Below are 21,850 nucleotides of genomic sequence, written 5' to 3'. Positions count from 1 at the left end.
ATCGCTTTTTATGGGAGAGGTCCGCTTGACCAGCGCACAGACCGACCGCACCGCCGTACCGGCGACCGGTCCGTCATCCGGAAGGAAAGAGACCGGCGGCGATCCCGCCGGCAGGGCGGCAGGGGGCGGCCGGGAGACCGGCCGGGGGAGCACCCGATCACGGCGCGGCGCCGCGTTCGCGGTCTGGTACCTGCGCGCCGTCACGTTCATCAACTTCCTCAGCGCGGTGTGGGTTTCGCTCGGGCAGGACCTGCGGCGCCACAACATCGAGGACTTCTACACCCCGTACATGCTCACCGCGGGCTTCGCCTCCGGGCTCTTCACGCTGCTGCTCGCCGTCACCCTCGGCCGCCGCAAGCGCGCCTCCTGGATCCTCAACCTCGTGCTCAGCGGCCTGCTGGCCCTGCTGCTCGCCTACGCGCTCTTCGCGTACGAGGAGATCCGCGAGCACCCGCAGAACTGGGTCTCCCTGGCCCTGACCGCCGCCTTCACCGGCGCCCTGCTGCTGGGCCGACGCGAGTTCTACGCCAAGGGCGACCGCTCCAACCCGGCACTCGCCACCGCCGTCGCCGCCGTCGGCCTGCTGGTCACCTCGCTGGTCGCGGCCCTGCTCGTCGGCGCCGCCAACACCGCTCCGCTCAGCGCCGAGTCCTCCTTCCTGGCGCGCTGGAAGTACGGCGTGATGCGGCTGATCACCCTGGCCCCGGACGACCGGGCCTACGCGGCGATCACCACCCCCGGCTGGGTGGACGTGGTCATCAACGTCATGTCGATGCTGCTGCTGCTCGCCGTGCTGTTCGCCGCCTTCCGCTCGCGCCGCGCCGTCGACCCGATCAGCGAGGAGGACGAGGAGCGGCTGCGGGCGCTGCTGGCCCGGCAGGGCGACCGCGACTCGCTCGGCTACTTCGCGCTGCGCCGCGAGAAGTCCGTCATCTGGTCCCCCACCGGCAAGGCGGCCGTCACCTACCGCGTCGTCGGCGGCGTCTCGCTGGCCTCCGGCGACCCGATCGGTGACCCCGAGGCGTGGCCCGGCGCCATCGATCCGTGGCTGGCCGAGGCCCGCGAGCACGGCTGGGTGCCGGCCGTGATGGGAGCCAGTGAGGAAGCCGGCCAGATCTACGCCCGGCACGGCCTGGACGCGCTGGAGCTCGGTGACGAGGCGATCGTCGAGACCGCCGAGTTCACCCTGGAGGGCCGCGCCATGCGGACCGTCCGGCAGGCCTTCAACCGCGTCAAGCGGGCCGGGTACACGGTCCGCATCCGCCGCCACGCCGACATCCCGGCCGACGAGATGGCCGAGCTGGTGCGCCGCGCCGACGACTGGCGCGACGGCGCGACCGAGCGCGGCTTCTCCATGGCGCTCGGCCGGCTGGGTGATCCGGCCGACGGCCAGTGCGTGATGCTGGAGTGCACCGACGGCAACGGCGATCTGCGGGCCCTGCTGTCCTTCGTGCCGTGGGGACCCAAGGGTCTGTCGCTGGACCTGATGCGCCGTGACCGGGACTCCGAGAACGGCCTGATGGAGTTCATGGTCATCGAACTCCTGGAGCGCTCCAAGGAGATCGGGGTCACCCAGGTCTCGCTGAACTTCGCGATGTTCCGGTCCGTCTTCGAGCGCGGGTCCCGGCTCGGCGCGGGTCCGGTGCTGCGGATGTGGCGCTCGCTGCTGAGCTTCTTCTCGCGCTGGTGGCAGATCGAGTCCCTCTACCGGGCCAATGCCAAATACCGGCCGATCTGGGAACCGCGGTTCATGCTCTTCGAGAAGAGTTCGGACCTGCTGCGGATCGGTGTCGCGGCCGGCCGGGCCGAAGGCTTCCTGGAGGCCCCCGGCCTTCCGAAGTGGCTGCACCGCAGACACCTGGAGACCCGCCGTTGACAGCGTGGAACGCCTCCTCACTCGGGCGGTTCGCCCACCGTGAGTGGGGGCCCATGTTCCGGACCGTCCGGGACGCGCTCGTCCGCGAGAAGTGGCGGGCGATCCCGATGACCCTCGGCGCGGTCTGCCTGACCTCGCTCTTCCAGATCGTGCAGAACACCTCCTGGGGCTTCCAGGTGGTCCAGGACCTCGGGTCGGTCAAAGCCGCCGACCCGTTCTCGCTCGCCCTGCTGCGCACCCCCCTGTCGCTGTTCGTCCCGGCCCTGGACCTGCCGGTGTGGGGGGCGCTCGCGCAGATCCTGCTCGTCTTCGGGATCGCGGAGATCTGCATCGGCTGGTGGCGCACGCTGGTGATCGGCTACGTCGCCACCCTCGCGGGGACCACGTACGCGCGGATCGGGCTCGCGCTGGGTCCGGAGCACCCCTTCGGCCTGCCGGTGTCCGACCGGGTCATCAACGACACCGGGCCCTCGGCGGCGGTGGTGGGGCTCGCCATCTACGTCTGCTGGCGCTACCGGGCGTACCTGACGGGCGCGCTGGTGATCCTGGTGATGATCGGCGAGGTGATGGTCAAGAACAACCTGGCGGGCAAGGAGCACCTGGCGGCCATCGCCGCGGTCATGGCGGTGTGCGTGGTCCGCGCGCAGTGGGCTGCGGCGCGCGCCCCCGTCCCGCTGGGGCAGCGCCCTCCGCCGTAGGCGGCGGCGGGCAGGCCGTACCGTATCGGGGTGACGACAGACCTCGGGCCCTTCGCCCCCACCCGGCAGTGGATGCGGGCCCATCCGCTCGCCACCGACGCCGTGCTGGCCTTCGGGGCGTTCGTCGCCATGGTCGTCGGCTCCTTCGCCGACCCGCACGGGCCGCACGGGCCCACCTTCGGGACGCGCACCCCCGAGCCGTTCTCCCTGCTGCTGATGCTGTTCGGCGCGGCCGCCCTGGTGTTCCGGCGCCGGCAGCCGCGCGCCGTGCTCGCCGTCACCTGCGGGCTCTGCCTGCTGGAGCTGACCACCGGGGAGCCGAGGGCGCCCGTCGCCATGTGCACGGTGATCGCCCTGTACACGGTGGCGGCCCTCACCGACCGGCCGACGACCTGGCGGATCGGGCTGCTCACGATGGCGGGCCTGACGGGCGTGGCGATGCTCGCCGGGCCGCTGCCCTGGTACGCGCAGGAGAACCTCGGGATCTTCGCCTGGACCGGGATGGCCGCGGCCGCCGGGGACGCCGTGCGCAGCCGGCGGGCCTTCGTCGACGCCATCCGGGAGCGGGCCGAGCGGGCCGAGCGGACCCGGGACGAGGAGGCCCGGCGGCGGGTCGCCGAGGAGCGGCTGCGGATCGCCCGGGATCTGCACGACGTGGTGGCCCACCACATCGCCCTGGTCAACGTGCAGGCGGGGGTGGCCGCGCACGTCATGGACAAGCGCCCGGACCAGGCCAAGGAGGCCCTGGCCCACGTACGGGACGCCAGCCGGTCTGCGCTGAACGAGCTGCGGGCCACGGTCGGGCTGTTGCGGCAGTCCGGTGACCCGGAGGCGCCGACCGAGCCCGCGCCCGGGCTGAGCGTGCTGGACGAGCTGGTGGACACCTTCCGGCACGCCGGGCTGCCGGTGGAGGTGATCGTCCAGCTGGACCGCGAGGCGGGGCCGCTGCCGGCGGCGGTGGACCTGGCGGCGTACCGGGTGATCCAGGAGGCGCTGACGAACGTACGCAAGCACGCGGGGCCGGGGGCCAAGGCCGAGGTCAGCGTGGTGCGGGTGGGGCCGTCGGTGGAGGTGACGGTGCTCGACGACGGCGGCGGCGGCGGCGCGGAGCCTCCCGACGCGGAGCCCGGCGGCGGGCACGGGCTGCTCGGCATGCGCGAACGCACGGGCGCCCTGGGCGGCTCCTGCTTCGCCGGGCCGCGCTACGGGGGCGGCTACCGGGTCCACGCCACCCTGCCGGTGTCGTAGCCGGGGCCCATTTCGGCCCCGCCGGCGCTTGATCCACCCGGGCACATCCAGCCTCGCCGGCGCTTGACATCCGCCCGGGCAACCTCAGCCCCGCCGTCGTTTGAGGCGCGGGGTCTGGGGCGGCGCCCCGGGGAACCCGGCTCCGCCGGGCACCGGGCTCCGCGCCCCCACCCGCTGGACGTCGGTCGCGCCCGGGGCGTCGGGAAGCAGTACGGCACGCAGGGAACCATGCTCGCAGCGGGCGGGTGAGGGTAAAACGCAGGGGTGACGTGCGCACGCCCCGAGTGGAGCGGGGCGGAATGTCAGGTGTTGAGCAGGCGCAGCGCCGCCGGGGCGTAGCGCTCGCCGGCGACCGCGGTCGCCGGGACGGCCTGCTCCAGCTCGTCCAGCTGTGCGGCGGTGAGCGTCAGGTCGGCCGCTCCGGCGTTCTCCTCCAGGCGGGTGATGCGCCGGGTGCCGGGAATCGGGGCGACCTCCGGCCCACGGGTCAGCAGCCAGGCCAGGGCAAGCTGCACCGGGGTGCAGCCGATCCGGCCGGCCAGGGCCCGGACCCGTTCGACCAGGGCGAGGTTGCGCGTGAGGTTCTCGCCCTGGAAGCGCGGGTCGGTGCGGCGGTAGTCGTCCGCGTCCAGCTGGTCGAGTGAGGTGAGGGCTCCCGTGAGCAAACCCCGGCCGACCGGTGAGTAGGGCACGAGTCCGATGCCCAACTCCCGTGCTGTGGGTGCGATGTGGGTCTCCACGTCACGCTCCCACAGCGAGTACTCGGTCTGCAGGGCGGTGATGGGGTGGACGGCGTGGGCACGGCGCAGGGTGTCCGCGTTGACCTCCGACAGCCCCAGATGCCGGACCTTTCCGGCCGTGACGAGTTCGGCCATGGCCCCGACGGTCTCCTCGATCGGTGTGTCGGGGTTGCGGCGGTGCACGTAGTAGAGGTCGATGGTGTCCACGCCCAGCCGGGCCAGCGACGCGTCGCAGGCCTGCCGGGCGTAGGCGGGACTGGAGTCGATGACGGCGCCGCCGGCCGTGCCACCGGGCCCGACGCCGCGGATGCCGAACTTGGTCGCCACCACCGCCTCGTCGCGGCGGCCCTTGAGGGCCCGGCCGAGCAGTGCCTCGTTCCGGCCGGCCGCGTAGGCGTCGGCGGTGTCGAAGAACGTCACCCCGATGTCGAGGGCGCGCCGGATCGTGGCGACCGACTCGGTGTCGTCGCTCGTGCCGTAGAAGGCCGACATGCCCATGCAGCCGAGGCCGATCGCCGAGACCTGGAGTCCTGAGGTGCCGAGGGTGCGCTGGTGCATGAGGTGCCACTCCTTCGTTCCGGCCGCGCGTTCCGGCCGGGTCGTGGGTCGGGTGTTCGTGAATCGGTCAGAGGTCGTGAGCCGGCCGGCGTGCGTCGCGGTGCTCGCGATGGTGCGGTCAGGCGTTCGTACGGGTCCTGGCGGGTGCGGGGTTGTGGGTGCGCGCGCTGCGGGCGGAGAGCAGCAGGGTGAGCAGGGCGCAGGCGGTCAGCACGGCGGCGACGGCGGTCACGGCGCGCGGTCCGGCGGCGGAGTCCACAAGGAGGCCGCCGGCCAGGGCCCCCACGGCAATGGCGCCGTTGAAGGCGGCCACGTACAGCGACGAGGCGGCGTCGGACTCCTCCTTGGCGAGCTGCAGCACCCAGGTCTGCAGGCCCACGGGCAGGGCCGCGAAGGCCAGGCCCCACAGGACGAGCAGGGTGATCGCCGCGGGCCGCGAGTCACCGAAGGCCCACAGCAGGGCGAGCGAGCCGGTCATCAGGACGAGCGCGCCGACCAGGGTGCCGTGCACCGAGCGGCCGACGACGGCGCCCGCGACGAAGTTGCCGGCGAATCCGGCGGCTCCGAAGACCAGCAGCAGCACACCGACCATGCCTTCGCTGATGCCGGTGACCTGCTCCAGGTACGGGGCGATGTAAGTGAAGGCGAGGAAATGGCCGATCATCACCAGCGCGGTGACCGCGACGGCGGCGCGCAGCCGGCTGTTGCGCAGGACGCGCGGCAGGGCGGCCAGGCTCCCCGTGCCCTGGGCGGGCAGGCTGGGCAGCAGGAAAAGCACGGCGACCAGTACGACGAAGCCGATCGCGGCGACGGCGGCGAACGCGGTGTGCCAGCCGGACCGCTGGCCGATCATGGTGCCCAGCGGGACGCCGAGCACCGAGGCCAGCGAGATTCCGCCGAGGACGAGGGCGGTGGCCCGCACGGCGTGCCGCTCGGGGACCAGACGGACCGCGATGGCCGCGGCGATCGACCAGAAGACGCCATGGGCGAGCGCCACCAGCACCCGGGCGCCCAGGAGCACCCCGTAGGAGGTGGCGATCACGGCCAGCAGGTTGCCCGCGACGTACAGCACCAGGAGTCCGGCAAGCAGCCATTTGCGGTCGATGCGCCCGCACAGGGTGGTCAGCGGCGCCGCGGTGATCGCGGCGACGGCGGCGAAGCCGGTGACGAGGAAGCCGGCGGTGCCCACGGAGACGTCCAGGCCCGCGCCGATGGACGGCAGCAGCCCGATGGGAAGTGTCTCGGTGGTGACGAAGGAGAACGTGCCCAGCCCGAGGGCGATCACGGCCAGCCAGGCGCGCAGCGGTGAGGCGCCGGGATTATCGGGTGCGACGGTGCGCTGTCCGTTCTGGGCGGGAGTGGTTGAGGTCTGTGTCATGACTTTCGGTCTCCCTGGGGTGAAGCATCGGTGGGGCCGTCGGGGCCGGTTCGGGTGAGGACAAGGGCGGAGGTGTCGCGGTCGGGCCGGGCGCGGGGACTCCAGCCGTGCGGGCACGGGCCGGCGTCCAGGACGTCAGGTCCCATCGACCAGTGGGCGATCGCGCATCCGGGCACGACGCACAGCGCGTCGGACACGGGGGCGGAGCGGAAGGCGTGGGCGGGGCCGAGGGGGAATCCGTTCACCGGGCGACGCTCCCGACGAGCTGCGCCGCGCGCTCGCGTGGCAGGTGCTTGGGGGACTCGGCGTCCCAGCGGATCAGGGCCGTGCCGACCCCCATGCCACCGCCGAAGCCGGCCAGCAGCACCAGATGGCCGTCCAGCAGCGCGCCGGACCGGTTGGCCTGGTCGAGCGCGAGCGGTATCGAGGCGGCGCCGGTGTTGCCGTGCAGGTCGACCGGAAGGTGGGCCTGGGCGTTGGGCAGCCCGAGGCTGGGGATGACCTCGCCGACCATCACGCCGTTGGCCTGGTGCGGAACGAAGTGCCTGACCGCGGCCGGATCCACGTCGTGCGCGGCCAGCACCCCTTGGACGGCCGATGGCAGGCGCTCGTTGACGAAGTCGCGGACCTCACGCCCCTGCATCTTGAAGAAGTGCTGGCCGTTGGCGAGGGTGCCGGCCGAGGCGGGGTGGCGGCTGCCGCCCGCCTGGACCCCGATCAGCGCGTGGAGGCTGCCGTCGGTGCTGGTACCGGTACCGACGATGCCGAATCCGGGGCGGGCCGGGCCGAGTACGACGGCTCCCGCACCGTCCCCGAACAGCACCGCGGTCTTGCGGTCGCTGTGGTCCAGGATCCGCGAGTAGACGTCCGCGCCCACGACCAGTGCGTACTTGGCCTCGCTGTGCTCGCTGATCCCGGCCAGCAGCTGCGCACCGGTCTGCAGGGCGAAGACGAAGCCGGCGCAGACGGCGTTGATGTCGAAGGCGGCGGCCTGCGTCGCGCCGATCCGGTCCTGCACCAGACAGGCGGTGGCCGGCTGCGGGTAGTCGGGGGTGGAGGTCGCCACGATCACCCAGGCGATGTCGCGTTCGCAGATCCCGGCGTCGTCCATCGCGGCCCGCGCGGCGGCGGTGGCCAGGTCAGAGGTCGCTTCGTGCGGCGCGGCGCGGCGGCGCTCGCGAATGCCGGTCTTGCGGACGATCCACTCGGAGGTGACCCCGGCCCGTTCGGCGACCTCGGAGTTGGGCACGATGTCGCTCGGGAGGTACGAGCCGGTTCCGACGATGCCGACGGTTGACGTTGCTGGTGAGTACACGGTCACGGCTGGTGCTCCAAAGGAGTGGGGGAGGGCCGGGCGTCGAGCAGGGCTCGCAGCGCGGGGTCGTCGCCGACCGCGACCGGGTGGCCGACGCATTCGAGCATCGGCAGGTCGGATGGGTGATCGCCGTACGCGTAGCAATCCCGCGGGTCGATCTCCGGCCGGGCGGCGAGGAACCGACGGACCGCGACCGCCTTCTGCGCACCGATCATCGGGGTCTCGATCAGCCCCGTGTACGTACCGCCACCACCCGGGCCGGCCGGGCCGTCCGCCTCGACGACGGGGCGGCTGCACAGCAGGTGCCCGGCGCCGACGGCCCGCGCGACGGGGTCCAGGCAGGCGGGGAACGAACCCGAGACCAGGACGAGTTCGGCACCGGCCTCGCGGTGGGCGCGCAGCGCGTCGCGGGTCGTGTCGATGAACAGACCGTCCGCGGCGCGGTCCGCGAACCAGCGCTCGCCCCAGGCGGCGATGGTGGCAACGGATTCACCCGCGTAGGCGGCGTAGTAGGCGCGGTTGATCTGCTCGCGCGGCGTGCCGGCGTCGGCGGCCCGCCGGAAGCCGGCGAGGAGCCGGTCGTGCTCGGCCGTCCCCGCGGCGCCGTGCCGGCCGGTCAGGTGGTACCGCAGGAAGTCGAACATGCTCTTGCAGTGGATCAGGGTCTCGTCCACGTCGGCGAAGACAAGGTAGGAACGAGAGGTCATGACGGGTCCCTCCTTCTGATGCGGGATCGGGCTCCGGGGCCGCCGCGCGACGGTGGCGGGCACGGTGGCAGCGTCGGTCATCGCGTGCGGAAGACGTCGCGCGCCGCGTTGAGGCCGTTCACGGCCGCCGGGACACCGGCGTACACGGCCATCTGCAGGATCGTCTCGACGGCGTCCTGCGGTGTGCCGCCGGCGTCGAGAATCGCGTGCACCTGTGCCGTGAGCTGCGGCCGGAGCGTGCCCAGGGCGGTGCAGGCGGCCACGGCGACGATTGCGCGGGTGAGCGGGTCGAGACCGCCGCGCGACGTGACGGGGTCGAGGTGGCCGAAGGCACTCTCGACGAGATCGTCCGCGAGGTCCGGGTCGAGGGCGCGCACGGAGGCCAGCACCTGCTCGCAGACACCGCCGTCGCCGTCGAGGGCCCGCAGCGTTCGCAGCCCGCGCTCGGACCGTTCGGCGGACGGCACGCCCGCGCCCTCGGCGGCGAAGACGGACCGGACGACGCCCAGCGCCTCCAGCGTCGCGGGGAAACCGGCGTAGCCGCTCAGCCGCAGGACCGTTTCGACGATCTCGCGGCGGTCGCACCCGACGTTGCGTGCGCCCCGTACGTGGAACTCCAGCTGCGGGGCGGCGTTGCCCAGCGCGGTGAGTGCCGCGACGGTGACGAGCTGGCGGGTAGGCAGCTCCAGGCCCGGGCGGGAGCAGATGTCGCCGAAGGCGAAGCCGACGACCAGCTCACCAAAGCCGGGGGCCACGTCCTGGAAACCGTCGAGGATGCCGGGCCGCTCGGCGGCCTCGATCCGGCGCAGCGTCCGCAGCCCGCGCTCCATGCGGTCGTTGTCGTGCTCGGTGCCGGGGCAGGGGGTGCTCATGCCGGGGTTCCTTCCTGGTGCGGTGCGGTGTGGTGCCGGGCGTCGTGCCCGGTGCCGGTGCCGGCACCGGAACCGGCACCGGTGGTGCCGGGAGCGGGCCGTGTCAGACGCCGCCGGCCCGGCTGAGCCGCGCGAAATCCGGGTCGGACCCCATCGCGCCGCCTTCGGACCAGCGGTTTCGCGGCACCTCCTGGACGTAGACGGTGATCCGGTCCCGCGGCGCTCCGGTGACCCGGTGTACGGTCTCCGTCAGCTCTTCCACGAGCTCGCGGCACTTGTCGTCGTCCTCGCTGGGCCAGGTCGTCACGGAAATGATCGGCATGGTGGTGGTTCCTCTCGTCAGCCGGTGGTGATGAATTCGTCGAAGCTCGGTCCCTGCAGCTTCAGTTGCGCGTGGATGTCCCCGCCCAGGCCGAACCGGCCGATCGCCCCGCCGTAGTTCTGCTGGTAGCTCATCCACAGCACAACGACGTTCACGATGCGATTGCCGCCGGCGCTGGGCGCCGGGAAGGGGTCGGGCAGCACCGCCCGATAGCGGCCCCTGCCGTCCCGGTCGGTGACGAAGACGTTGGGCACCCCGAGCGGTCCGGGCCGGGTCGGCCCGGCCGGGTCCAGGTCGTGCTCGCGCAGCGACATCACCGTGTACAGGCTGTTCGGCAGCATCCCGGAGAACTCGAAGCCGAACTCGCCGGATTTCCTGTCGTCGCTCAGCCGTACCTCGAGCTCGCCGCGCGCCCGGCCCCAGGTGCCGAGTGTCACCGGTTCGGTCACCTTCGGCCCGTCCTGCGCCCGCAGGTCCGGCACGGCGACCTGGTGGAACGGATAGCTGGGGCGGACGACCTCGGACGCGTTCGGGAACTGCTCGGGGGCGAACACCATCGGGTAGTTGCTGCACGGCAGCGGCAGCGGCAGCGTGTGGAGCACGATCTCGTTGTCAGCGGGGCTGAACTGGCCAGGGTGGTCCGGCAGTTCGCGAATGATGCGGTACGGCTCGTTCCCGCCGAACTCCGGAAGGGGGCTGTCGGCGGCGACGATCGCGCACCCCCAGCCGTTCGAGACGCCGCCCGCCCCGTCGTCACGGTTGATGCGGCCGATCACGACGAAGTCGCCGTTCGCGTCCATCACTTCGCTGGGCGGGTAGGCCGGTCCCTGGGTGGTGAGACTCAGTTGGTAGGTGCGCGACGGTCCCATCCGCTTCTCCTCATCTGGCTCCTCGTTTCTGCGACCGGTCGGGTTTCTGGTTCTGCGACAGGTCGGCGTGCGGCACCTACGCGACGCGGGCGTAGATCGTGGTGTAGAGACCGCGCTCGCCGCCCGCGATGAAGCGGTCACCGGCCTGGCGGACGATCTCCTGGTAACGCGGGGAGGTGAACACCGCGTTGTACTCGGCCGGGTCGCAGTTGAACCCGGAGACGAACATGACACCGGGTTCGGTGCTCAGCACCGAGTGGTACGCCTCGAAGGCTTCGACCTCGTCGGCGCCGCGCACCACGTCGTAGATGGTCTCCTCACGCCAGGCGCGGTACGCGCTGTACACCCGCGGCGGCACCTCGATGTGGCGCATCTGCACGTAGGCCGTCTGCGGCAGCGGGGTGTCGACCGGCTTGGGCGCGTCGACGAAGCCCAGCACCTGACGGCGGAAGTCGCCCTCGGCCGCCGGGGCCAGCGTCTCCCACAGCTGGTCCCAGTCGGCGCGCAGAGCGCCGAGCTGCTCCCAGCCGGCGACCGGGGCCAGCTCCAGGAGGGTGGAACCCTCCAGGCTGCGGAACAGTGCACGGCCTTCGAACGCCGACGCGGCGTGGTGGGCCTTCCATGCGGTGGCGGCGGCATCGACCTGGTCGGGCTTGACCGACAGTTCCACGGCGGTGATGAGTGATGCGGACATGACTGTGCTCCTCGGGGGATCTGTGAAAGGGAGAATCGGGCGACGCCCGGGGTGCGGTGGCGGCCGGGGGAACGGCCGGGGGCCGGGGTCTGTCAGACGCCGGAGAGGGCGTCGGCCGGGGCCCGGAGCGTGTGCTCGACGGCCCGGCGGGCGCGCCGGTCCTCCTTGGCCTCGATCACGTCGGTGTCGAAGGCGGTGAAGGCCAGCTGGGTGAAGGCGGCGCGGCGGCCGGCCTGGTGGATGCCGACCTCAGCGCTGAAGGAGAGCCGGGACGGGTCCTGCGTGCGGGACTCGGTGATCCGGTACTCGATGGTCGAACACAGCGGGAACAGAAAGTTCTCGAAGGCGGTGTTCATGTGCTCGATGACGAAGTAGTACTTGCGCTGCGGCCACTGGGCGGCGAAGAACCGCTCGGTCACGGCGAGGAACATCTGTCTGGACGCCTCGATGGCGACCATGCCCTGCACATGCTGGCCGGTCTGGTGGTCGAGCAGGAGCTCATTGTCGTTGTGCAGCCGCAGTCCGGCGCCGAAGAGCGAGTCGTCCACCTGGTGCAGATCCGCGATCAGGGCGTTGGCGACCTGGTGTTTGTGGACCTCGCCGGCTCCGCTGAGGGTGGAGGGCTGAAGCCGGATGTGTATGCGGTCCAGGCCGCGATGACGCAGTTCCTCGACGATGGGGAACACATCGGCCTCGGACACGCCCTGGGCGCTTTCGACAAGGACCGGGACGCCCTCCTTGGCGTAGACGCCGCGCCGGATGTCGTCGGCTAACTGCGAGACGGTGAAGACGTTCTCCTGGACGGCGAACCCGCTGAACCGGTCCCCGACCAGGACGATGCTCTGGATCGACTGATTGATAGGAACTCCTCGGTAGTGGAGCCGTACGGCGTGGAACTGCCACGACGGGCGACCAGAGTGATGAGTGTGCGAAGCGCGGAGACCCTCGCGGCTCCGAGCGCCGTGCGGTCCCCGGCCCAGGCTGTGTGCCGGGCTGCACCCAGGCCCCGGCGGCTCTGTCGGAGGTGCCTGCCGGGCTGACGTCACCGACACTAAGCGATCACCCGAAAGGGTGCAACCAACTAGATGGTTTCCTGAACTATCCAGTTGGTTGGCCATGTTCTAAACTGAGTCCATGACCAAGGACTCAACCCGCGACACGCCGACCCGTCTCCTGGACGCGGCCCGTGCGGAGTTCGCCAAGTTCGGCATCGCAGGCGCCAGGGTGGACCGCATCGCTGAGCAGGCTGCGGCGAACAAGCAGCGCCTGTACTCGTACTTCGGCAGCAAGGAGCAGTTGTTCTCCACCGTCCTGGCGCACGCCTACCGGGAACTGGGCGAGCAGGTTCCGATGCCGACGACGCGGGAGGATCTCGAGCACTACGTCGGCCAGATCTTCGACTACCACCGCCGTGACACCAGTCTCGTGCGGCTCCTGGCCTGGGAGGGCCTGCACTACGGAGACGCCGAGATTCCCGGCGAGGAGGAGCGCCAGGCGTACTACCTGAGCAAGAACGAGACCCTCGGCAAGGCACTGTCCCTCACCTCGCCCCAAGAGGTCGGTCATCTGCTGATGACCCTGATCGGGATCGCCTCCTGGCCCTTCGTGGTGGAGCAGCAGCGCCGGCTGATGGCAGGTCTCGTGACCGGCTCCGAAGAAGGCTGGGACCAATTGCGCGCCAGCCTTACCTCGTACGCTTGCGCGGTCATCAACAGCCGCGCGCCGGCACCCGGCCTCGATGCTTCACCGTGACTTCCAAGGGTTGTGACGTTCCCTCACGGCATGCAAGCTGAAGTGGCCCGGCTGAGGCCGAGGGTGTCCCTCGCGCAAGCTGTCGAAACTGCCGGCGAGGCTAACGGCAGGCACGCCGCCAGGCGCCCAGTTCGTACTTCTTCTCCAGGGAGCTCAGTTTCAGTTCCCGCGAGCGTGCGCAGAAGCGGCCCGTCGGCAGTTCGTACTCCGCGTGGAAGACGGCCTTCCCCGCCGCGATGAACGGCGTCAGCCGCTCGCACTCGTCGTACTGCGCGCACTGCTCGTTCACCGCGAAGTCGAAGTCGCCGACCAGCTCCGGGATCTGGTCGAGGTCGTTCTTCAGGCCCACCGCCAGCCCCCGGTCGTGGGCGAGCTTCGCGATCAGCCGGTTGTAGCGCAGCTGGTCGTCCGCCGTGAGCGGGAAGCCGGAGGTGTTGCGGTAGGCGTCCATGTTGTCCGGCTCCACCGCGTCGAAGCCCTTGTCCCGGCACATGTCGAACCGCTTGGCCATCAGCGGCTCCAGCTCGGCCACGCGCCGGATGTCCACCCAGCGCTCGCCCGTCCAGCCGTTGCCCTTGCCGAGCAGGTCCTTCGGGAACGCGTCGGCGTCCGGCCGGAAGTCCTCCCAGGCGCCGGTGGACAGGTAGCAGATGGTCTTGCGTCCGGCCTTCTTCAGCGCGGCGACCTGCTCCTTGGTGGTGGTGAACCCGTCGACGTCGTACACCGGCGCCTTCACCGAGGTGTCGAGCCTGCCGGTGAGCTGCCACTGCCAGCCGACCCCGGGCGGGGGCTGCCAGCGCTCCCCCGGTGCCTGTTCGGGCCACGGGTACGTGCCGTCCCCGTCGTCCCCCTCGTCGTCCTGCGGCGTGGCCGTACAGGCGGCGAGCAGCAGGAGCGGTACGGCCAGCAGCAGTCCCAGGCGTCGCGGCCGTCTCATCCCGCCGCCTCCAGCGCGTACGGGAGGGTCCCCCACGGGTGCGCGCCGCTCCCCGGGACGGCGCAGTGCACGCCCGCGCCCCGTTCGGCCGCGAGCTCCTCCGCGAGCCGGGCGGCGAGCGCGCCCGGCGGGACGGCGTACACGAGGTGGCAGAAGCGCTGGGCGGGGTGGTCCGCGGTCCAGGGGGGCGGTACGGCGGCCGCGTCCCGGTAGGCGTCCCACGGGCCCTCGAAGGTGACGAGCAGGTCGGCGAGTTCGGCGTAGCCGGGGTGCGGGTGGACCCCGTGGTTGAGGACGAGCGTACGGGCGCCCGCCGCCCGGGCGGCGACCGCGAGCCGCCCGTAGTGCGGGAGCAGTTCCGGGTCGGCGGAGGCCTGGTCGAGGAAGGCCCCGTCGGTGGCGTACCAGTCGCGGTGGCGCAGCAGGTCCTGCACCACCGCGGCGTGCGGGCGCCGCCCGTAGTCGGTGTCGGCGTAGCCGAGGACCGGCACGCCCGCCTCCCGGAGCCGCTCGGCGACGACCGCGAACCGCTCGTCGGGCGCGGCGCCCGGCCCGCTGTCGGGGTTGAGCACCACCGAGTGCAGCCGGCCCGCGGAGCGGATGAGCCGCTCCCAGGCCTCGGGCCGTTCGGCGGGGTGCTCGTAGAGGGGCACCAGCAGCATGGGGTCCTTCTCCTCGTGCGTGTCGTACATCATCGGTGGGCGGTCGCGCGGCCGAGGAGCAGGCAGACCAGCGCGGCCAGGGCGGCGGCGGCCGTGCCCGCCACCACCAACTGGACCACACGCGGCTGGCCCAGTCCGGTCAGCAGGGCCAGGCTCTGGGCGACGGCGGCGGAAGCGCAGACCACGGCCGCGGGCCGGACCGCCCCGAAGGACTGGAGGAGCAGCCCCGTCCACATGACGGCCCCGAGCAGCAGCAGGGTGGCGACCCGGACCGCGGTGAGGCCGGGGGCGTCGGGCCAGAGCATCGTGCCGGTCACGCCCAGAGCGAGCAGGACCGTCAGGTAGACGGCGAGGCACCGGGTCAGCGTGCCGAGCATCCGCCGCCGGAAGGCCCGCGGCGAGCGAGCCCCCTGGAGCCCGGTGAGGCTGCCGCTGCGGAACCGGTGGAGCAGCCATTCGGCGGGGCCCATGCTGAGGGTGAGGGCCACCGCCGAGGGGGCGGCGACCGCTTCGGCGGGGCCGCCGGCGAGCACCTCGCCCAGGGCGGCGTACAGCACGAGCAGGCCGGTGCCGAGGCCGAAGACCCCGTAGGGCACGGAGTCCCCGAGCCGGGGTCCGCGCGGCGCGAACTCCTCCTCGGCGCCGCGCAGCATCCGCCAGCGCACCGGGCCCTTGCCGGGGCGGCGCACCGCCCAGCCGCGGATCCGCAGCACGGCGGCCCGGATCCCGTCGGCCAGCGGGAGTTCCCGTACGGCCAGGGTGCAGGCGGCCAGCAGGGACACCACGAGCAGGGCCACCCGGACCTGCACGGGCAGGTCGACGACGAGCACGAGCAGCGCACCCGCGGCCATCGGGCCGAGGGCGGCGAGCAGCATCCGCTCCCGGCCGAGGACGAGCAGGACGGTGGCGGCCCCGACGTAGAGGGCCTGTCCGGCGGCGAAGGCGTAGGAGAACGGCGGCCCGCCGGGCACGGCCATCGCGGCGGCGGTGCCCAGCAGGGATCCGGCGGGGGCGCCGACGAGCAGGGTGCGCCCGGCGGCGGGCCGGTCGCCGAGGCCGAGCCAGGAGTAGGCCCGGTGGGACAGGGTCTGGTCCCAGACCCAGCCGATGAGCGCTCCGGCGAGCAGGGTCAGCGTCCCGGCCGGCAGGCCGAGGCGGTCCGGCGGGCCGTCGAGGAGCGGCGCGCCGAGGAGGTAGGCCAGGCCGGGCAGGGCGAAGATCACCCCGCGCAGCAGGCAGGCGGTGAGGGACACCTTCCAGGGGTCGGGGGCGGCGCCCGGCTCCGGGTAGGAGCGGGGCACGCGGGCGTAGAGCTCCTCGGCGAGGCCGAAGGAGTCGTGGCGGCCGTAGGTGAGCCGGATGTACTCGTCCGTCATGCCGTCGGATTCGAGGATGGCGGCGATCTCGTCGGGGTGGACGGCGGCGCCGATGAACACGTCGAGGCGCTCGGCGAGTTCGTCCATCGGGTCGGCGGCGGGGCCGGCGTCGGCGGCGGGGCCCGTGTCGCCGGGGCCGTCGCGGCGCGGCCGGGGGATGGCCGGGAGCGTGTCGGCGGCGGCGCCGGGCGGCTTGAGCCAGAGGGATCCGCTCACCACAGGCTCCCGTCGGCCGCGAGTTCGCGGTACCAGGGGTCGGCGAGCCGCTGGGTCCACTGGTCGCCCGCGTGGACGGGCAGGACGGGCTGGCCGGCGAGTTCCCGGTAGATGTGCCGGAAGCCGTCCACGGACTGGTGGAGGGTGAACTTCTCCACCACCCGCCTGCGGGACATCCGGCCCAGCTCGGCCCGGCGCTCGTCGTCGCGGAGCAGGGCGAGGGTGGCGCGGGCCATGGTCTCGGGCTCGCGCGGCGGGACGACCAGGCCGGTGTCCCCGACGGCCTCGCGGACTCCGCCGACGTCGGTGGAGACGGTGGTGCGGCCGCAGGACATGGCCTCGATGATGCTGAAGGGGAAGCCCTCGCTGATGCTGGAGAGCATCACGATGGAGCCGGCCGCGTAGGCCCGGGCCACCTGCTCGATGCGGCCCTCGTAGGTGATGCCGTCGGTCACGCCGAGTTCGGCGGCGAGCTTCTCCAGCCGGAGCTTGTACTCCTCGCAACCGGCCGGGACCGGGCCGAAGAGGCGCAGCCGCAGGGCGGGCAGCTCCTCGCGCATGAAGGCGTAGGCCCGGATGAGGGTTTCGAGGTCCTTGATGGGGTCGATGCGGCCGCACCAGCTGAGGGTGGGCACTTCCGGTTCGGGGCCGGCCTCGGGGAAGGCGAGCGGGTCGACGCCGTTGTAGACGGTGCGGATGCGCTCGGACTCGGCGCCTCCGCGCTCCTCCCAGCGGCGGTTGTACTGGTTGCACGGGGTGATCAGGTCGGCCTGCCGGTAGCCCTCGGTGTTGAGCTCGCGGTAGAAGCCGAGCATGAGCGCCTTGACGGGCCAGCGCTGGCCCGCGCTGCGGTAGCCGAGGTAGCGCTCGCGCAGGTAGATGCCGTGCTCGGTGAGCAGGAAGGGCACGCCGTCGAGGTACTTGGCGGCGAGGGCGGGAAGGGTGGCGAGGCCGCTGCTGACGGCGTGCGCGACGCTGTCGGGCGGGATCCGCACGCCGAGCGGGCGCAGTGCGTGTTCCAGCAGGTCGGTGGCGGTGAGCGCGTCGTGGATGGTGGGCGCGGCCTCGGCGGTGGTGAGGCCGGGGCGGGTCCATACGGTCATCAGGAGGCGTAGAACCGATTCGGAGCGCAGGGCCGGTGCGAGTTTTCCGGCCCGGGCCAGGACGGCCAGTTCGCGCAGGGCCGCGGAGAATCCGCGGCGGGCCGGGTCGGACGCGGGATCGAGCAGGGAGAGCAGGAAGCTCTCGTAGACCTCGGTGAAACGGCGGTGGGCCTTGCCGCGCAGGGCCGAACGCCGGCCGCGTCCGGGGGGCGGACCCCAGAGCGGAACGGCGGTGTGCCGGTAGACGTTGCGCGGAAGTTCCCAGGTGACCGGCTCGCGTCCGGAGCCGGTGAGGGCTATGACGTTGAAGTCGACCTCCGGCATACCGCGTACCAGTTGGTCGCACCAGGTGCTGACGCCCCCGTGGACGTGCGGATAGGTGCCTTCGGTGAGCATGGTGACGTGACGCCCATGACTCATACGGTGTGTCCCCCCAGGACGGAAAAGGGGCCGGCGCCCGTGGGTGTGCGGAGCGCCGGCGCTAGGTGGTACTGGTGACGGCTTGCGGGACGGTCAGCTGGGCAGCTTGAGCGTGACGGCGCTCTGGAGCAGCTCCGGTGCGGTCCAGGCGGAGCGGGTACCCGCGTACGCGGCACCGAAGTCGGTGGTGCCGAGCAGCATCTGCTTCTTGGTGCCGGTGGGGGCGGTGACCGGGGCGACGACTCCGGAGGGCGCCTTGACCGTCACGGCGGTGCCGATGCGGTAGGCCGTCACCTTGCCGTCCGCAAGCGCCTTGTCCCAGGCGGCGCGGCGGCTCAGCTCGACGCCGGTCTCCTTCTGGGTCTGGTTCACGATCGGCGCGCTGGTGGCGTAGAGCGAGCGGTAGGTGTCGAGGACCTGGTTCAGCACCGGGTACAGGGTGCGGTCCTCGGCGAGGTTGGACTGGTGGACGTAGTGCGGGCGCGGGTCGTTGGCCAGCACGTGCCGCATGGCGGTCCGGGCCTCCTGCGGGACGATGTGCTGGAGGTAGCCGGTGTTGACGTCGAGCGGGGCCGGCAGGCAGGTGGAGGTCGCCGGGTTGTCCTCGCAGACGCCGCTGCCGCCGTGGGCGCGGCTGGCGTAGATCCAGTTGTACTCGTCGGCCATCTCCGCGTTGGTGCCCGTGTTGTAGTACACGTTCATCGGGTGGCGCGGGACGGTCAGGGCGGAGCCGACCGCCCGCTGCGCCGGTTCGCGCGAGTTGTCGCTCGCGATCCACTTGACGCCGTTGTCGGCGAGCGCGCCCGCCAGGTTGGGGTTGTCCTGGGCCTGCTGCGGGCTGGTCTTGAGACCCGAGTGCTCACCGGTGACGAGCTCGGACCGGTCGAGGGTGATGCCCTTGGCGGCCGCCCAGTTGTTGTTGTCGCGGATCTGCGCCGAGATGTCGGCGCGGCTCATCCACTGGATGGCGCCCTGGGCGTTCTTCGTGCAGCTCCAGGGAACGGTGGCGGTGTTCTGGACGCAGCCGAGGAAGGGGTGCGTGAACGTGTGGTTGATCCAGCGGTACTTGGCCCGGTCCGCGACCAGCTGCGCGGTCATGGCGTCGGTGCCACTGTTCTCCGCCTTCCACTCCTCCCCCGCGCCGGCGTTGAAGACCATGTCGAGCTTGAAGGCCTTGCTCTGCTGCCACTGCGCCAGGTACTGGGCGTCGGCGGCGGTCATCCGGATGGTGCTCTCCTGGCCCTCGCCGCCGGGGCAGGCGTAGTCGCCGGGCGTGCAGTTGAGCTCCTTGCTCCAGCGGGCGTCCGGCGCGAAGACGTCGTCGACGTGGACCGCGAAGTAGTTGCGGCTCTGGCCGAGGTGGACTCCCTGGGTGAGCCACTCGACGATGCCGCGGGCCAGCAGCCGGAACTGCTGCTGGAACTGGTTGTAGCCGAAGGTGACGACCAGTTCGCTGCGCCCGTCGTGGGTGTACTCGCCGACGAGCGAGGCCCGTCCGGCGCCGACGGGAGCGTCGAGGTAACTGGTGTAGCCGGGCCGCGGCTTGCCCATGAAGCCGAAGCTCTCCGGGACGAGGGCGGAGTTGTCCTCGAAGGCGACCTGCCCGCCGAGGTAGGCGAAGGGCCCCGTCTTGCCGGCCGCGGTGACCGCGGCCTGGGTCCCGTCGAGCTGCCCGCTGTAGCCGCCGTTGTCGGTGTACTCGAGTCCGACGCCCGGGTGCGCCCAGGTGTAGGCGTCGACCTGGCGGACCCCGTACGTCGTCTCGTACGCGGCGAGCGCGGCCATCTCGGCCGAGCCCTCCCCGAAGGGGTTCTCGTTCGGCAGGACGACGCCCTGGTACTTGGCGCGCGGCCGTCCGTCGACGGTGTCGCTGAGGAACGACGCGTTGATGACCGGGCGGCTTCCGCTGCCCAGTTCGACGCGGGTGAACGGCACTCCGGTGTCCCGGAGCTCCGCAGTGATCGCCTGGACCGAGCTGCCGCCGTCGTCGACAACCAGCACCTTCAGGTCGATCCGCGGTTCCACGGCCGCCTGGGCGGTCGCAGCGGGTACTGCCACGGACACCAGAGCTGCCGCGGCCATGACGGCGGCGACCCTGTTCATCCGATTCTTGTTGACCATTTCGGCCTTTCCCCCCGCAGGCATCCCTCGACTCGGCCCTTGGCGGTCAGCCGGGCCGGGGAGGCTCTGTGGAAATCATGCAAAGGAACCCCGCGTCCCCTTGCGAGAGTGGACCGAGTCTCTCGGACCTCGTCAGGTCTACGAGGCAAACCTGGAGCAGAGTCCACGGATGGGTGAACCTGACGGCCCCTTGATCGAACAACTTGCCAAACCTTCGAGTGCCGTGCGGGCGAGCGCGTACGCGTAGGCTCATTTCTGGCGGCCGTCGGGCCCGAATACGATCGCTACGGATGGCCGTCCACCCACTCGGCCCACACACACAAACGGAAGCGAGACTTCACCACCGTGACTGCTCTGACTCTCAGCACTGCCGGCGCAGCGACGCTTCGCGCCGACGCCCTCGTCGTCGGCGTCGCGAAGGGCCCCAAGGGCCCGGTCGTCGCCGCGGGCGCCGAGGCCGTGGACAAGGCGTACGACGGTAAGCTCGCCGGCGTCCTCGACGCGCTCGGCGCCTCGGGTGCCGAAGGCGAGATCACCAAGCTGCCGGCCCCGGCGGGCCTCAAGGTCCCGGTCGTGCTGGCGGTGGGGCTCGGCTCCGTCCCCGAGAAGGACGAGTCGTTCGACGAGGAGGTGCTGCGCCGCGCCGCCGGCGCCGCCGCCCGCGCGCTGCACGGCACCAAGAAGGCCGCCTTCGCCCTCCCCCTGGACGACGCCTCCGCCGTCACCGCCGTCGCCGAGGGCGCGCTGCTGGGCGCGTACGCCTTCACCGCCTACCAGGGCGGCGAGAAGAAGCCCGGGAACGGCAACAAGCCCGCCGGCCCCAAGCTGCCGCTCGCCGAGGTCGCCCTGCTGGGCGCCAAGCCGCGCGACAAGGAGCACAAGGCCGCGGCCGAGCGCGCCACCGTCGTCGCGACCGAGGTCAACGTCGCCCGTGACCTGGTCAACACCCCGCCGAACGACCTCACCCCCGAGGCCTTCGCCGCCGTCGCGTCCGCGACCGCGAAGGAGAACGGCATCAAGGTCCAGATCCTGGACGAGAAGGCCCTGATCAAGGGCGGCTACGGCGGCATCATGGGCGTCGGCAAGGGCTCCGAGAACCCGCCGCGCCTGGTGAAGCTCTCCTACACCCACGCCAAGGCGGAGAAGACCCTGGCCTTCGTCGGCAAGGGCATCACCTACGACTCCGGCGGCATCTCCCTGAAGCCGGCCGGCCACAACGAGACGATGAAGTGCGACATGGCCGGCGCCGCCGCCGTCTTCGCCGCCGTCGTCGCGGCCGCGAAGCTGGGCCTTCAGGTCAACGTCACCGGCTGGCTCGCGCTCGCCGAGAACATGCCGTCGGGCTCCGCCACCAAGCCGGGCGACGTGCTGCGCATGTACAGCGGCAAGACCGTCGAGGTCCTCAACACGGACGCCGAGGGCCGCCTGGTCCTGGGTGACGCGCTGACCAGGGCCTCCGAGGAGAACCCGGACGCGATCGTCGACGTCGCCACCCTGACCGGCGCCATGGTGCTGGCCCTGGGCAACCGGATGTTCGCGGTCATGGGCAACGACGACGCCTTCCGCACGTCGGTCCACGAGATCGCCGAGGAGGTCGGCGAGGCCTCGTGGCCGATGCCGCTCCCCGCGGACCTGCGCAAGGCCATGGACTCCCCCACCGCCGACATCGCCAACATGGGCGAGCGCATGGGCGGCGGCCTGGCGGCCGGTCTCTTCCTGCAGGAGTTCGTCGGCGAGGGCATCACCTGGGCCCACCTCGACATCGCCGGCCCGGCCTTCCACGAGGGTGCCCCGTTCGGCTACACCCCCAAGGGCGGCACCGGCTCGGCCGTGCGCACCCTGGTGCGGCTGGCCGAGCGCACGGCCACGGGCGACCTCGGCTGACGAACCCCGTGTGACACGCGACGCACCCCGTGCCCAGGTCAGGGCCCGGGGTGCGTTCGGCTCACGACGAAATCCGTAGGTTTCTACGCAGCGGTAACCACG

19 protein-coding genes are annotated in these 21,850 nt (G+C 72.0%); 5 read left to right on the top strand and 14 right to left on the bottom strand.

All coding sequences use genetic code 11. The annotated features are described in order from the left end of the window. Window positions 1–10 precede the first annotated feature (10 nt). The 3 genes from OG534_RS26555 (at window position 11) to OG534_RS26545 (ending at window position 3,822) form a co-directional block, all read left to right on the top strand. Window positions 11–1,876, top strand: a complete 1,866-nt coding sequence (locus OG534_RS26555) for a phosphatidylglycerol lysyltransferase domain-containing protein (RefSeq protein WP_326591252.1) — start codon at window positions 11–13, stop codon at window positions 1,874–1,876. Between the two features lie 53 nt (window positions 1,877–1,929). Continuing rightward, window positions 1,930–2,574 carry a hypothetical protein gene (locus OG534_RS26550; protein ID WP_326591251.1) on the top strand — a complete coding sequence of 215 codons (645 nt, stop codon included), beginning with the start codon at window positions 1,930–1,932 and terminating at the stop codon, window positions 2,572–2,574. Between the two features lie 72 nt (window positions 2,575–2,646). Beyond that, complete coding sequence (locus OG534_RS26545; protein ID WP_326593866.1) at window positions 2,647–3,822, top strand: sensor histidine kinase; 1,176 nt, start codon at window positions 2,647–2,649, stop codon at window positions 3,820–3,822. A gap of 302 nt (window positions 3,823–4,124) precedes the next feature. Here the strand turns inward: OG534_RS26545 and OG534_RS26540 are convergent, their stop codons facing one another. The 9 genes from OG534_RS26540 to OG534_RS26500 all read right to left on the bottom strand — a co-directional run bounded on the left by OG534_RS26540 (window position 4,125) and on the right by OG534_RS26500 (window position 11,978). Beyond that, window positions 4,125–5,120: an aldo/keto reductase gene (locus tag OG534_RS26540; RefSeq protein ID WP_326591250.1), complete on the bottom strand. Its 996-nt coding sequence runs from the start codon at window positions 5,118–5,120 to the stop codon at window positions 4,125–4,127. 118 nt (window positions 5,121–5,238) lie between these two features. Next, a complete protein-coding gene (locus OG534_RS26535) occupies window positions 5,239–6,498 on the bottom strand; it encodes an MFS transporter (RefSeq protein WP_326591249.1) in 1,260 nt (419 codons plus the stop codon). A gap of 241 nt (window positions 6,499–6,739) precedes the next feature. Further along, entirely contained in the window at window positions 6,740–7,819 is a 1,080-nt protein-coding gene (locus OG534_RS26530; RefSeq protein ID WP_326591248.1) for a 3-oxoacyl-ACP synthase III family protein, read from the bottom strand. After that, on the bottom strand, window positions 7,816–8,520 hold the full coding sequence (locus OG534_RS26525; protein WP_326591247.1) for an HAD family hydrolase: 705 nt from the start codon (window positions 8,518–8,520) through the stop codon (window positions 7,816–7,818). Before OG534_RS26525 ends, OG534_RS26530 begins: the two co-directional genes overlap by 4 nt. 77 nt (window positions 8,521–8,597) lie before the next feature. Beyond that, entirely contained in the window at window positions 8,598–9,392 is a 795-nt protein-coding gene (locus tag OG534_RS26520; protein ID WP_326591246.1) for a carboxymuconolactone decarboxylase family protein, read from the bottom strand. A gap of 103 nt (window positions 9,393–9,495) precedes the next feature. Then, window positions 9,496–9,714 carry a tautomerase family protein gene (locus OG534_RS26515; RefSeq protein WP_326591245.1) on the bottom strand — a complete coding sequence of 73 codons (219 nt, stop codon included), beginning with the start codon at window positions 9,712–9,714 and terminating at the stop codon, window positions 9,496–9,498. A 17-nt stretch (window positions 9,715–9,731) separates the two neighbouring features. Then, window positions 9,732–10,583, bottom strand: a complete 852-nt coding sequence (locus OG534_RS26510) for a hypothetical protein (RefSeq protein ID WP_326591244.1) — start codon at window positions 10,581–10,583, stop codon at window positions 9,732–9,734. A gap of 76 nt (window positions 10,584–10,659) precedes the next feature. Then, on the bottom strand, window positions 10,660–11,277 hold the full coding sequence (locus OG534_RS26505) for a hypothetical protein (protein ID WP_326591242.1): 618 nt from the start codon (window positions 11,275–11,277) through the stop codon (window positions 10,660–10,662). Between the two features lie 92 nt (window positions 11,278–11,369). Next, window positions 11,370–11,978, bottom strand: coding sequence for an AfsA-related hotdog domain-containing protein (locus OG534_RS26500; protein ID WP_326591241.1), 609 nt, complete (start codon window positions 11,976–11,978; stop codon window positions 11,370–11,372). Window positions 11,979–12,411: 433 nt separating this feature from the next. Here OG534_RS26500 and OG534_RS26495 point away from each other — a divergent pair, with 433 nt between their 5' ends. Then, window positions 12,412–13,029, top strand: a complete 618-nt coding sequence (locus OG534_RS26495; RefSeq protein WP_326591239.1) for a TetR/AcrR family transcriptional regulator — start codon at window positions 12,412–12,414, stop codon at window positions 13,027–13,029. 100 nt (window positions 13,030–13,129) lie between these two features. Here the strand turns inward: OG534_RS26495 and OG534_RS26490 are convergent, their stop codons facing one another. The 5 genes from OG534_RS26490 to OG534_RS26470 form a co-directional block, all read right to left on the bottom strand. Next, a complete protein-coding gene (locus OG534_RS26490; RefSeq protein WP_326591238.1) occupies window positions 13,130–13,966 on the bottom strand; it encodes an endo alpha-1,4 polygalactosaminidase in 837 nt (278 codons plus the stop codon). Continuing rightward, complete coding sequence (locus tag OG534_RS26485; protein ID WP_326591237.1) at window positions 13,963–14,661, bottom strand: spherulation-specific family 4 protein; 699 nt, start codon at window positions 14,659–14,661, stop codon at window positions 13,963–13,965. Before OG534_RS26485 ends, OG534_RS26490 begins: the two co-directional genes overlap by 4 nt. After that, a complete protein-coding gene (locus OG534_RS26480) occupies window positions 14,658–16,220 on the bottom strand; it encodes a hypothetical protein (RefSeq protein ID WP_326591236.1) in 1,563 nt (520 codons plus the stop codon). Before OG534_RS26480 ends, OG534_RS26485 begins: the two co-directional genes overlap by 4 nt. Further along, entirely contained in the window at window positions 16,217–17,743 is a 1,527-nt protein-coding gene (pelF, locus tag OG534_RS26475) for a GT4 family glycosyltransferase PelF (RefSeq protein WP_326591235.1), read from the bottom strand. Before pelF ends, OG534_RS26480 begins: the two co-directional genes overlap by 4 nt. Window positions 17,744–17,836: 93 nt before the next feature. Next, the gene (locus OG534_RS26470) at window positions 17,837–19,864 is read right to left on the bottom strand and encodes a hypothetical protein (protein ID WP_326591234.1); all 2,028 of its coding nucleotides are present in this window, start codon (window positions 19,862–19,864) and stop codon (window positions 17,837–17,839) included. A gap of 345 nt (window positions 19,865–20,209) precedes the next feature. On the opposite strand from OG534_RS26470, the gene OG534_RS26465 reads away from it, so the two are divergent. Further along, entirely contained in the window at window positions 20,210–21,748 is a 1,539-nt protein-coding gene (locus OG534_RS26465) for a leucyl aminopeptidase (RefSeq protein WP_326591233.1), read from the top strand. The last annotated feature ends 102 nt before the right edge of the window (window positions 21,749–21,850 follow it).

This window comes from Streptomyces sp. NBC_01294, assembly GCF_035917235.1.
Taxonomy (GTDB): Bacteria; Actinomycetota; Actinomycetes; order Streptomycetales; family Streptomycetaceae; genus Streptomyces; species Streptomyces caledonius.
The sequence above is the reverse complement of the archived record's forward strand: the minus strand, read 5'-3'. Positions and strand labels throughout refer to the sequence as shown.